Source organism: Coleofasciculus sp. G1-WW12-02, from assembly GCF_040219735.1.
Taxonomy (GTDB): domain Bacteria; phylum Cyanobacteriota; class Cyanobacteriia; order Cyanobacteriales; family Coleofasciculaceae; genus Coleofasciculus.
On sequence record NZ_JAVJRX010000168.1, the window covers coordinates 1 to 12,489 of the forward strand.

Below are 12,489 nucleotides of genomic sequence, written 5' to 3' on the forward strand. Positions count from 1 at the left end.
GGCACGGCGTACTACCCTAACTCGCTTTATCTGAGTTAGTTGATAGTAGTTTAAGTCGCGAGTACCGTAGAGCTTGAATTCTCCGGCTTTAAATCCATCGGTGAATGTGATTGAGTCACGATTCTCTGATAGTTTCCAGCCAGATGTCTTATACTCTACGGAACCATGATTAGGACGGTTTTTCTTGTACTTGGGGTAGCCTTTCTTCCCCTTAATCTGGTTTTTGCAGTTATCAAAGAATCTTGAAATAGCCGCCCAAGCACGCTCGGACATGGCTTGTCGAGCCTGAGAGTTTAATTTCCCCGCCCAGGGAAACTCTTTACTTTTACCAAGAATCGTACAATACTTGGAAAAATCATTGCGGGTCTTAGCCTGACCATCTTCCCAATATTTAAGGCAAGCATTACGGATAAACAGACCAGTACGAATGGCTTCATCAAGCCTTCTGTACTGATACTCTTTCCCTTTTAACTTACCCTCGTAGATAATCATTTTACCGCGTTGAGATTATGGTAGAATCATAACACAAGCTGATTAGCACTCGCAACTAAAGTTGCTGTGCTGGACGCATCGCTCGGTTTCATCCCTCGGATAAATAGCGAGGGCTTTCACCATCGCTTGTCCGGTAAGCTAACTCTTGCTCAGATGGGCTGCGTTTAATTTCAAAAATCCATAGTCTGCAAACTAGAGACGCCACCAATATCCGTCAGATTGTATTGCAGGGGCGTAATGGCAATATATTTCTCCTTAATCGCTTGAACATCTGTGGGTAAATCGGGGGGAAGATGGGAATGGGGCGGTTGTTCTATATCTTCAATCACTTCACCCGCTAACCAATAATAGGTTTTCCCCCGTGGATCAACTCGTTTCTCAAAGGTGTCGAAATAGCGACGAATTCCTTGGCGGGTAACCTTAACCCCAGCAATTTCCGCCATACTCACGGGCGGTACATTGACATTAAGTAACATGACTTTGGCTAGGGGTTGCTGAGAGAGTCGCTCAATCAGGCTTTTGGCGAACGTTGCAGCAACGTGAAATTCCTTCGACGTATAGCTAGTTAGACTAAAGGCAATGCTGGGAATTCCTTCTAGAACCCCTTCCATGGCGGCGGAAACCGTGCCAGAGTAAAGGATATCGGTGCCTAAGTTAGAACCGTGGTTAATCCCAGATAGGACAAAATCGGGTGGACGATCAATTAATGCTCCCAGTGCTAGCTTTACACAGTCTGAGGGAGTTCCGGAACAAGACCAAGCTTTAACCGCCGGGTGAAAAATCGTATCAATCGCTTCGGCGCGAATGGGATCATGGAGGGTTAAACCGTGACCCGTTGCCGATCGCTCTCGATCTGGACAAACGACGGTAACATCATGACCCGCTTGTGCCAGTGTATCAGCCAAGGTGCGAATACCCAAGGCAAAAATTCCGTCATCGTTGCTGATCAGCAATTTCATCAAATTCAGTGTGACTCCTGGCTACTTACTCATCGAACGAACTATCCCCTTGTACTTCCAACAATTCTTCCCAAGAACAGCCAAATGTTTCCTTTATTCTGCACACAGTATCCATGTTCACCTTACCCAAGGATTGCATGGCGGTTTTTGCTATAGTATAGAGCTACCTGTAGGGTTACGACATTGCCGTGCTATATGTGGCGTTTGTGCTTGGGTACTTTTTCCTTCTACCCCATCTGCCATCTGCCTTATCCTACACTCTATACACCATTCATTGTTTGAGAGGAAAATAGCGATTAAATTCAGATTCATACTCCCACGCGATCCCCTCTGGATCACGAGTTCTGGTGTAGTCGGCTAAAACCACAGGGTAGCCTCGGATGTCGGTCAACTTCTTCGTATCGCACTTCAGGCGTTCGGCTAATTGGTTTTGAGTCAGGCTTTTGTCTTTAGGAATCGTTGATGGGGACAAAGGTTGGGATGATGCGACTGTTGATCTGCTACCTTCTTTTGTATCAAAGCCATTGGGAGGTTTAGGTAAAGGAGTTGTCCCCAAATAGGTTGATAAAATCTTATCGATTGCTTCGGCTTCAGTTAGCGCCTGAGCCTCCATAAACTCTCTGAGTTTGCTGTATGTGACTGGACTAATGTAGCCGACTACACGGAAATTCTGATTTGCCATAGTTTTCCCTTCCCTAAAACTCCCCAATAGCTACCTAATCCGAAATTTCTCGTTCTCCATCTGCGTATCGCTTCATCAACTCTCAATCACTGCCATTCGGATGGTATTACCAATCTCAGCTTAGATTTATCCCTACTCAGGAATCCCCTCTCTCTAGGCTTAAATTTGCTCCAACCTCAATCCCTTGTTCCTGCTCACTGTTTCCTATTCCCTTACTTATTCCCTCAGATGCAGGTTTTTTGCCCGGTGGTGAGGTAATCTGTGATCGCATGAACTATGTTCGTTTCTCTTATGTCAATTCTGCTACTTGTTTTCGGACTGCTCATTCTCATCGTTGTGTCTATTGATGTCCTGATCACAACATTAACAGTGGGAGGAGGAGGTCCTCTAACCAGCAGAATCTCGGCTTGGCTGTGGAGAATCGCGCTTCAGATTCATCGCTGGCACTCCAATCACCGCTTATTGCTAGTTACGGGTTGGCTAATTCTCGTTACTGTAGCCGTGCTTTGGTTTGCCTTAACCTGGGTGGGATGGACGCTAATATTTAGCGCTGATCAAACGGCTGTGGTAACGCCGAAAAAACTGCCCGCCACTACGTTAGAAAGAATTTATTTTGTCGGTTATACCATCGCTACTCTAGGGATGGGAAGTTATAACCCTCAAGGTGCAATTTGGGAAATTACCACCGCAATTGCTTCGGTGAATGGTTTCTTTTTAGTTACCTTGACAATCGCCTATCTCTTACCTGTGGTTTCAGCCGCCACTCAGCAACGCCAACTCGCTGTTTATATTTCCGCTCTCGGTGGTACCGCTGACGAAATAATTGTCAGAGCCTGGAATGGTAAAGATTTTGGGCAGTTTGACCAGCATTTAATTGCTTTGACACCAATGCTCGCCCAACAGGGAGAACTCCATCTGACTTACCCGATTCTTCATTATTTCCACAGCATCGAACGCACTCGCTCGATCACGCTGAGTTTAGTGGCTCTTGATGAAGCACTAACTATCTTGGAATATGGCATCAAAAAGTCAAATCAACCTGATCCGGCGGCGCTAGGTGCAGCACGTCGGGCAAGTGCGGCTTATTTGAAAACGCTCAAATCTGCTTACTTAGAACCCGCCTCAGAAAACCCACCTCTTCCATCCCTGGAACGACTCAGGAAACAAGGGATTCCCACGGTTAGCGATCGCCAATTTTGGGACGCAACCAAACACGTCACTAAACGCCGACGGCTGCTGTTGGCGCTGATTCACAATGACGGCTGGGTTTGGGATGCGATCGCCTCGAGCAAAACCACCAATCGAGCTACCACCTTAGATGATCAAACGACGATTGACAAAGTAATACTGCATTAGGGAACATGAACAGACGCGCCATGGCGCGTCTCTACTAAATTAACCAGTGATAAATAACCATGAAAAAAATCAAGTATATTCTGTTAGGTTTAGTCGGACTATTCGGTTTTCTTTTAATTTGGAGCTTGATTGAGCCTTATATTCTCGACATAGAAGAAGAAGTGGCAGTAATTCCCAATCTTCCTGCGGCTTGGCAAGGAAAACGAATTGGACTGGTTTCAGATTTTCAACACGGGATGTGGCTAGACAATACCCCTACCGTCCGCCGTAGTATAGCGGAACTGGTGGAAGAACGCCCTAGTGTCGTCCTGATTAGCGGTGACTTTATTTACCATGCCTTTAAAGGCACAGACCCAGAAATTGCTAACATCGTTGATTTAGTGCGTCCCTTACCCGAAGCAGATATTCCCACCTATGCAGTATTAGGTAATCACGACTACGGTATGATTAAGCTGGATACTCCACCCAAAGAGAACTTAGCCGCACGGTTAGAGGCGGCGTTAGAAGAAGTTGGGATAGAGGTTCTGGAAAACCAAGCCGTCAAATTATCTCTACCCGGAAATTCTGGGGACAATCTTAGTGATGGAAACACCGACTCTTTTTATTTAGTAGGCATTGGTTCCCATCTGGCAAATAAGGACAAACCAAAAGACGCGATCGCGCAAGTGCCATCCCCTAATTCCAGGATTGTGATGATGCACAATCCCAAATCATTTCTGGCTTTACCTGCTAATACCGCACCTGTAGCGGTTGCTGGACACACTCATGGCGGACAAATTCGCCTGCCATTCACACCCCAATGGTCTTGGTTAGCATTAGCTAAAAACTGGGAACATGTCGATGGTTGGAGTGACGGCTATGGCGCCTCAGGTAATAAACTGTATATTAATCGTGGGATTGGCTTTAGTGATCTGCCAATACGACTCAACTGTCCTCCAGAGGTCACTCTGTTTACACTCCAGAATAGTTAGGGATTAATAAGTATTTTGGTGAGGGGAGGGAACAGGGAACAGGGAACAGGGAACTAAGATTAATTTATTTCTAGAGGTGGATGTTAAATTATTAAGAAGTCACCTAAACCCATCTAAAAATCCGATGATCTACTGTATCAACCCCAAGTGCGACCAACGAGAAAATCCTAACTATCTGGAATACTGCCCAGGCTGTGACACTCCATTAACCATCAACAGTCGATATCGGCTGCTGAAACCACTTCGACCCCTAGAGGCACCCAATCCCACCAAAATCTTTGAAGTCCAGGATTTAGCAGCAGAGGCGGCAATTCAAGGGGCAAAACATAAAGTGCTGAAAGTTTTAACCCGGAACAATTCCACTTTAGTTCGCCTATTTAAACAAGAAGCCGAAATTCTAAAAAAACTTAACCATCCCGGCATTCCTAAAGTTCAACCCGAAGACGATTATTTTACCGTTTCTGTTCCCCGCCGTTCTCGTCCCTTACATTGCTTGGTAATGGAAGAAGTAGAGGGAGAAAATCTACGATCATGGCTCAAACATAATCCACCCATTTCCGAAGCCAAAGCCATTGAATGGCTAAAACAGTTACTTGATATCCTCGATACACTGCATCAACAACAATATTTTCATCGGGATATTAAACCCTCGAATATCATGCTACGACCCAATGGTCAACTAGTGCTAATTGATTTTGGTACAGTTTGCCAAATGACGGGTACAGTTGTCCAACGACTGATGGGAAAAGATGTAATGGGAGAAGGGGTTTTTTCACCCGGTTATACCCCTCCAGAACAAATCAACGGTAATGCGGTTCCCCAATCCGATCTCTATGCACTAGGACGTACTTTTGTCCATTTATTGACAGGTAAACATCCGTTAGAACTAGACACCAACCATAAAACAGGTGAATTGATGTGGCGCAAGCATACTCACAAAATTTCCGATGCTTTAGCCGAGTGGCTTGACTATTTTATGGCACCATTTGTCTATCGTAGACCGCCAAATGCCTCGTTTATTTTGCCGCATCTCCAAAAACAACCCCTCCCTCATCCAGATATACCCAAAAATTATCCACTTCCCCTAAAATTAATGATTCTAAACTTTGTCATTTTCTCAATTTTATTAGTATCAGGAGTCCTCTGGTTACAAGCCTACCAACAGCACCAACGGCAGTTGTCTCCTCAAGGGACTGTTCTGTTCATGGGAGGAAGTTGAAGGAAACCCCTACAAATGTGGCTCTGAAAGTTATTCAGGTCAATTAATCGTCAACATCTCCAAATTTAGCAATTGGCGCGTTTCATCGGCGGCTTTCTGCATCAACTGGGTTATCTCATTATTATCAACTTGTTGGGCAAGGGCGGTTCTGGTAATCAATTTACTCAAATATTTCTGTAAGATAAAAGAGGCTTGATCATACTGAGGAATGGTAGGACGCAATATTGAATTTTTGACTGCCTCTTTCAAAGACGGTAAATAGGGATACTTGGCTTTGATCTCTGGGTCATCATACAACGCTTCTCGACTGGGTAAATATCCTTGCTCCAAAATCATTTTTTTCTGAGCAGCTTGACTGGTAAAATATTGAAGGGCTTTCCAGGCTTTATCTGGGTGTTGTGAATTCTTAGCTATTCCTAAACCCCAACTCCCATTACAGCCACTCGGAACCAATGTATTTTTATTGGGATCGACTGAAAGATTCAAGACTTGTACGCCGACATTAGATGGATCAGCTAATTGGTTCCAGGCATAGGGCCACTGTCGAAGAAATAGGGTATTGGGATCTTGATTAAACCTGTCCAATGATTCTTGTTCGCTATATAAGATAACTTCTGGAGACGAAATATTCTCTCGAATTGTATTGAGTAAAAACTGAACAGCTTGTTCAGCCTCAGGTTGATCCAATCCTACCTCTAAACTTTCCGGTTTAATCCAGAATCCATCATAGCTTTCTAATACTTCTACAAAAGTAGCGATCAAGCCTTCATAGCGCCATCCCTGCCATAAATAAACACCTGGATAGTTCCTTTGATTTTGCCAAGTTTGGGAAAGCGTTTTCAATTGCTGTAAGGTTTCAGGTGGCTGAGTATTACCCAGTAAATTTTTGCGGTAGTATAGAAGACCGATATCCGAACGCAAAGGCATCCGATAGAGCTTACCCTGATATTCTCCGGCGTCGATTGTACTGGGTAAAAATCCTTCATTGACTAGGGTATCTTTAGCCGTCCATTTATATAGATCAACCAGACATCCCTTAGCCGCGAACTCTGGCATCCAAATAATATCTGTGTAAACTAAATCATAAAGCGAGTTTCCTATTTGACAGTCTCGAACAAAATCATCCTTAAGGCGATAGGTAATATCACCTGCCAGATTCGTTTTCGTTCTCAAATTAATCCGAATTTTGGGATATTTATTATGAAAATCAGTAATTAATGACTGCCAAGCGGTAGCTTCGTCAGCGGGAACAAATAGGGTTAAATGAGTGGGGGGCCAAGTTAAGTAGATGAGTAATAGTAGTAAAACTTGGACAACGGCGACGAATGCCCAGATAGAACGGGAATTAAGTCGTCGGCTAAATTGCCCTAGTCTTTTCACAAGCTGCCTAGTTTTCATAATAATCTCTCTAGGACTACAGTGTGGGTTCCCTAATAGCAACACAAAAGCCCCTAAACCCACCCCGACAAATCAGGTTCCACTCTTCAGCGCGTTGGGTTAAAACTGTTTCAACCCTTATCTTTCATGTTCATAAGACAAGGGATCTTTTAGTCCGATTTCCGCAAAAGCGGCAAGGCGTAAGCGACAAGAATCACAGACACCACAAGCCATCTCATCCCCAGCATAGCAAGACCAGGTGTCTTGCCAAGGCACTCCAAGTTGATTTCCTAAGTGGATAATTTCTGTTTTCCTAAGCTGAATTAGCGGAGTGATAATTTGAATCGGTTCTCCCTCACGCCCCTGTTTTGTGCCTAGGCGAAAGACTTGCTGCATGGCTTGGATATAATCAGGACGGCAATCGGGGTAACCGGAATAATCTAACGCATTGACCCCCAAATAGACGGCTGTAGCACCCATCGCTTCGGCGTAGGATAGCCCAAAACTCAAAAAAATGGTATTTCGTGCGGGGACGTAGGTGATAGGGATACTCTGGGACATCTGCTGGAGCGATCGCGCCTGGGGCAAATCGAGGGTATCATCAGTTAAGGCTGAACCCCCCCACTGGCGCAAGTCAAAACTTACCACCTGATGGTCTTTGACACCAGCACATTTAGCAATTGCGATCGCGGATTCGAGTTCTCGCCGATGTCGCTGTTGATAATCAAAGGATATAGCATAACACTCATAGCCATCTGCCTTAGCTTGATAGAGGACTGTAGATGAATCCAATCCTCCGGACAATAAAACTACGGCTTTCGACATTTTCACCTCCTCTGGTGAAAGTTTTGACCCCCGCCCAAAAATGGACAACCCAAAAACTGACACATTTACCTACACCTAAAGTAGCTCTAAACCCACAATGAAAACAGAATGACCGTCCTAAAGACTTCCGTTATCTGGCAAATTGGGGCAATCTTTGGAATTCTTCACATTTAAAGGTGCTGTGGTACTATCTGGATGGTTTAAGGCGGCTCAACATAAGTAAATTGACTTAGTTCCCGTGGTGGAGGAGCATATAAGAGTGCAAGATAGCATGTATCAAAGACATCTGGATACTCATGTCCAACGTAGCCTGCCCCAGCCAATCCGAATTGGCGTGATTGGCGTTGGTAACATGGGACAGCATCATGCCCGCGTTTTGAGTCTTTTAAAAGACGTGGAAATGGTAGGCGTGGCAGACATTAATGTAGAACGGGGTTTGGATACGGCGAGTAAATACCGTGTCCGCTTCTTTGAAGATTATCGCGACTTACTCCCCTATGTTGATGCTGTCTGTATTGCGGTACCAACCCGCCTGCATTATGAAGTGGGGATGACTTGTCTGCGTTCGGGGGTTCATGCCTTAATCGAAAAACCGATTGCCGCCAGTATCGCTGAAGCAGAATCCCTAGTCAACGCTGCCGCTGAGTACCAATGTATTCTGCAAGTGGGTCACATTGAACGGTTTAATCCCGCCTTTCAAGAACTCAGCAAAGTTCTCAAAACTGAGAAATTGCTGGCACTAGAGGCGCATCGCATGAGTCCCTACTCCCACAGAGCCAACGATGTATCTGTGGTTCTCGATTTAATGATCCACGATATTGACCTGCTGATGGAACTGGCAGATGCCCCTGTCATCCGATTAACGGCTAGTGGTAGCAATGCCTCTGAGTCGGGGTATTTAGATTACGTCACCGCTAATCTAGTCTTTGCCAATGGGATTGTGGCAACTCTTACCTCAAGTAAGGTAACCCATCGCAAAATCCGTCGCATTGCCGCCCATTGCAAAAATTCGCTCACAGAAGCCGATTTCCTCAATAATGAAATTCTGATTCATCGGCAAACGACTGCCAATTGTGAAACTGACTATGGTCAAGTTCTCTATCGTCAGGATGGGTTAATTGAAAAGGTGTACACCAGTAACATCGAACCGCTATACGCTGAGTTAGAACACTTTGTCAACTGTGTGCGCGGCGGGAATCAACCTTCTGTTGGTGGCGAACAGGCGCTGAAAGCCTTGCGTTTAGCCAGTTTGATCGAGCAAATGGCTCTTGATGGTCAAGTTTGGCATCATTTAGACCGAGAGCCGCATGACATTAAGTCTCCCATGGTTGCCCTGTCTTGAGTGTCATTTGTCCGTTGTTTGGACGAGTGGTCAGTTATCAGTGGTCAGTAATTGGCTGATAACTGGTAACTGATAACTGGTAATGAAGCGATCGCGCGATTACGTCACTAACCTGCTGATTACCTTGGGGACTTAAGTGGATGTGATCTCGATACAAGCTTTCTGGGGTGGGCTGGTTGTTGAAGATGGGCAAACAATCGATGTAGGGAATTTGCTGGTCTTGAGTCAACCCAATTAGGCGATTTCGGGCTTTGATTTCATAATCACGGGGTCCTTTTTCGCCAATTTCCCGTAATAGGGGGGTCATGACCAACAGAAACTCAGCGCCTGCCTCTTTAGAGAGCTTGTAAACTTGATGAATGGCATCTAAGTTAAAACCCACGCGATCGCCTCCCTCAGCACGAACAGCCGCCATTTCTGGCACAGATTCGTAAGGCAAAAAACGACTAATTGCCTCAATCAGGGCTAAAGGGGGTCTATGACTGGGATAATTGCGATCGCGTCCCACCGGGAGCGAGGTGGGGGCGGTGGCAAAGAGATCATCGGTATTTATCACCAAGACTATAGCTTGGGCGTTGAACGTGCCAAAGCGTTGGAGATATGCCAATTCATTCCGAGGTCCCCAGGAATTGGCAGAGGCGTTGAGAACTTCGATTTGCTCAAACTCCTTCTGGGACTTGAACGGTGCCAATTGAGCAGCGAGCAGCGCCGAAAGGGTTTGGTCTTGGTCTGTCCACCAGCCACCATTGACGATAGAATCGCCTAAGAGTAAAACCCGCAGTGTAGACGGGGATCGCTCTGGTGTAATCTCATCACTCCGCATGGAATAGTCATTAATGGCAATGCGATTACCCATACGAGTCGTCTTTTGGTTAGGGGCTAATAAATAGCCAATTTGCTCATCGGCAATATAAATCGGCGGCTTCCCTAAGCCAAAGAGTAAACGCAAGCCGACTTCCACTCCCGCAACCAATACCAGCAACACTCCGAGAATGACTAACAATACTTTCACACCACAGTCTCCTTCATTTGAGCAAATTATTGGCAATGACCACTATTGACCCTAATTTAGCTGTTCCGGCAAGAAGCCCTACACCCAACGGAATTTTGTGATCAAAACGCTCAGGTCAAGATATATTCGAGTTGGGAAATCCCTTGAATTCAAATAGGAGCGTATAACCGGATATGTCAGACCTAAATCGTGGCATCATGAAGTTTAAGGGAGCAGATAGCCCTGTGGCGATCGTGATTTCGACGGTGCTAGTCCTGGGGGGTATTGCTTTCCTACTCTGGTGGGCATTACAGACTGCTTACAATGTGGGGTAATTTTCCATTTATGGCGTGAGGGAGTGGGACACTGATGATGTCGCGTCCTACTTCCTGCCTGTTACCCTACCAAAACATTGCCCCAAATGTTCCTCGCGATCGCTAACAACGCTACTGGTGTAACACATCTAAAATGGTGGAATAGATTTTACGGTTAATCTGGTCTCATGTCGGTATGTTTTCTGGGCGCACGTCGGTACGCCCCTACGGTTTCCGGGTGGGGGCTAATCTATCAAATTATCTGTGTCACCCCACTACTGCCGTGGCACACCTAAAATTGTGGAATAGATTCTTACCATTGAATCGGGCGCACGCCATGCGCCCCTACGGTTTCCGGGCGTAATTCTAATTCATCAAATAAGGTGTGTCACGCCACTACACTAAGAATTAGCGAGTAAATCCGAAACCCCTCACCCCTATTTTCACGACCAACTATAAACGCTATACTATTGCAACCTCTGATGATACTCTCCCATACCCCCTGCCTGATATCCCTTAGTAGTTGGCTCAGATAGCCTTCGCCAACGTTTTGCTATTTCAATGATTGCCTTGCCAGTCCCGATTTACTTACTTGCGGCGTCAGACATCGGTCCTCTTTTGGGCAATGTTTGGCTTGATGTTACCGTGTTGGTTGTGATGCTTTTGCTTTCGGGTATGTTTTCGGGTTCAGAAACGGCAATCACGGCATTAGATAATCTTAAACTGAGAGCGCTGATCAAAGACCAAGGTGATCCCAGTGGTATATTTCGCCTAGTTTTGGAGAAGCGATCGCGGTTTATTACGACACTGCTGGTGGGAAATAATTTAGTCAATAATTTTTCGGCTATTCTCACCAGTAATCTTTTTGCCCTGTGGTTGGGTAGTGCTGGCTTGGGCATCGCCACGGCAATTGTGACGTTTATCGTCTTGATTTTTGGAGAAATTACGCCTAAATCACTGGCAATTAATAATGTATTGCCTGTTTTCCAGGTCGTCGTTCGCCCGATCTATTGGCTATCTAAATTTTTATCCTTTTTTGGCATTATTTCTTTTTTGGAAACCATCGCCCAGACTGCTATTCGCTTTTTTCAGGGTGGGATTGTCCAAGAAGGCGAGTCGGTAAGAGATCTCAAGTTAATGATCGAGGTGTTAGGGGGTAAAGGAATTCTCGATCTGGATAAGCATCAACTGCTGAATAAAGCGTTGATGTTAGACAACTTGAGCGCTCGCGATGTGGTTAAGCCGCGCATTGAAATGCGGACAATTTCCCACGAGGAAACCTTGCAAAATTTAGTCAATTTCTGTTTAGAGACTGGATATTCTCGGATTCCGGTTCAGGAAGAATCAAAAGATGAAATTGTGGGTATTGTTCACCTGAAAAAAGCCCTACAGTATTTAAGAGTCGCCCAACCTGAACAGGGCGATATCCCAGTTACCGCCGCCATGGACCCACCGATTTATGTGCCAGAAACCAATCGAGTGGCGACGTTACTTAAAGACATGTTACGACAGCGTTTTCATATTGCCATCATCGTGGATGAATACGGCGGTACGGTTGGATTGGTGACGTTAGAAGATATTCTAGAGGAACTTGTGGGTGAAATTTATGATGAGAGCGATCGCCTCGTTCCTACCCGTTTGAGAACATGAACTTAGCTCTCATTTTTGGCGAGTATAAAACATTAATTGTTCACTTTATACAGATAAGCGATGAGCCAACAAGAACTAAACCTGATTCTCGAAACGTTACAGGATAGCGATGGTGAAAGCCCCTGTGTTTCAACCAGGGGATGAAACTTAAGCGTTGCGTTCAGCAAAGCAACTTTAGTTGCGAGTTTAATCTATCCTGATAACACTCAATTAATAGTGTAGTATAATGAGTGTTAGATACATGGCAAACGCCCTAGCAAATGTTTACTTTAATTTACGAGTTTAAACTAAAACCAACTAGCGCTCAAATA

At 45.2% G+C, this 12,489-nt stretch carries 12 protein-coding genes; 6 read left to right on the plus strand and 6 right to left on the minus strand.

Features of this window, described 5'->3' with window-relative positions; translation table 11 throughout:
* From RID09_RS26765 to RID09_RS26775, 3 genes are all read right to left on the minus strand, one after another.
* Positions 1 to 492 (minus strand): transposase (locus RID09_RS26765; RefSeq protein ID WP_446338962.1); only part of this gene is annotated, 492 nt, incomplete at its 3' end.
* Between the two features lie 170 nt (positions 493 to 662).
* Positions 663 to 1,451, minus strand: a complete 789-nt coding sequence (gene surE / locus RID09_RS26770) for a 5'/3'-nucleotidase SurE (RefSeq protein WP_446338963.1) — start codon at positions 1,449 to 1,451, stop codon at positions 663 to 665.
* A gap of 271 nt (positions 1,452 to 1,722) precedes the next feature.
* Positions 1,723 to 2,133 carry a hypothetical protein gene (locus tag RID09_RS26775; protein WP_446338964.1) on the minus strand — a complete coding sequence of 137 codons (411 nt, stop codon included), beginning with the start codon at positions 2,131 to 2,133 and terminating at the stop codon, positions 1,723 to 1,725.
* 276 nt (positions 2,134 to 2,409) lie between these two features.
* On the opposite strand from RID09_RS26775, the gene RID09_RS26780 reads away from it, so the two are divergent.
* The 3 genes from RID09_RS26780 (at position 2,410) to RID09_RS26790 (ending at position 5,679) form a co-directional block, all read left to right on the plus strand.
* Positions 2,410 to 3,489, plus strand: a complete 1,080-nt coding sequence (locus RID09_RS26780) for a two pore domain potassium channel family protein (RefSeq protein ID WP_446338965.1) — start codon at positions 2,410 to 2,412, stop codon at positions 3,487 to 3,489.
* A 59-nt stretch (positions 3,490 to 3,548) separates the two neighbouring features.
* Positions 3,549 to 4,460 carry a metallophosphoesterase gene (locus RID09_RS26785; RefSeq protein WP_446338966.1) on the plus strand — a complete coding sequence of 304 codons (912 nt, stop codon included), beginning with the start codon at positions 3,549 to 3,551 and terminating at the stop codon, positions 4,458 to 4,460.
* 124 nt (positions 4,461 to 4,584) lie between these two features.
* Complete coding sequence (locus RID09_RS26790; RefSeq protein ID WP_446338967.1) at positions 4,585 to 5,679, plus strand: serine/threonine protein kinase; 1,095 nt, start codon at positions 4,585 to 4,587, stop codon at positions 5,677 to 5,679.
* Positions 5,680 to 5,718: 39 nt separating this feature from the next.
* Here RID09_RS26790 and RID09_RS26795 read toward each other — a convergent pair whose 3' ends face one another.
* Complete coding sequence (locus tag RID09_RS26795; RefSeq protein ID WP_446338968.1) at positions 5,719 to 7,077, minus strand: extracellular solute-binding protein; 1,359 nt, start codon at positions 7,075 to 7,077, stop codon at positions 5,719 to 5,721.
* Positions 7,078 to 7,194: 117 nt separating this feature from the next.
* Positions 7,195 to 7,881, minus strand: coding sequence for a 7-cyano-7-deazaguanine synthase QueC (queC, locus tag RID09_RS26800; protein ID WP_446338969.1), 687 nt, complete (start codon positions 7,879 to 7,881; stop codon positions 7,195 to 7,197).
* Between the two features lie 271 nt (positions 7,882 to 8,152).
* Here queC and RID09_RS26805 point away from each other — a divergent pair, with 271 nt between their 5' ends.
* Positions 8,153 to 9,223, plus strand: a complete 1,071-nt coding sequence (locus RID09_RS26805; protein WP_446338973.1) for a Gfo/Idh/MocA family oxidoreductase — start codon at positions 8,153 to 8,155, stop codon at positions 9,221 to 9,223.
* A gap of 37 nt (positions 9,224 to 9,260) precedes the next feature.
* Here the strand turns inward: RID09_RS26805 and RID09_RS26810 are convergent, their stop codons facing one another.
* Positions 9,261 to 10,235 carry a GDSL-type esterase/lipase family protein gene (locus RID09_RS26810; RefSeq protein ID WP_446338970.1) on the minus strand — a complete coding sequence of 325 codons (975 nt, stop codon included), beginning with the start codon at positions 10,233 to 10,235 and terminating at the stop codon, positions 9,261 to 9,263.
* 173 nt (positions 10,236 to 10,408) lie between these two features.
* On the opposite strand from RID09_RS26810, the gene RID09_RS26815 reads away from it, so the two are divergent.
* Positions 10,409 to 10,549, plus strand: coding sequence for a hypothetical protein (locus RID09_RS26815; protein ID WP_446338971.1), 141 nt, complete (start codon positions 10,409 to 10,411; stop codon positions 10,547 to 10,549).
* Between the two features lie 540 nt (positions 10,550 to 11,089).
* On the plus strand, positions 11,090 to 12,178 hold the full coding sequence (locus tag RID09_RS26820) for a hemolysin family protein (RefSeq protein WP_446338972.1): 1,089 nt from the start codon (positions 11,090 to 11,092) through the stop codon (positions 12,176 to 12,178).
* The last annotated feature ends 311 nt before the right edge of the window (positions 12,179 to 12,489 follow it).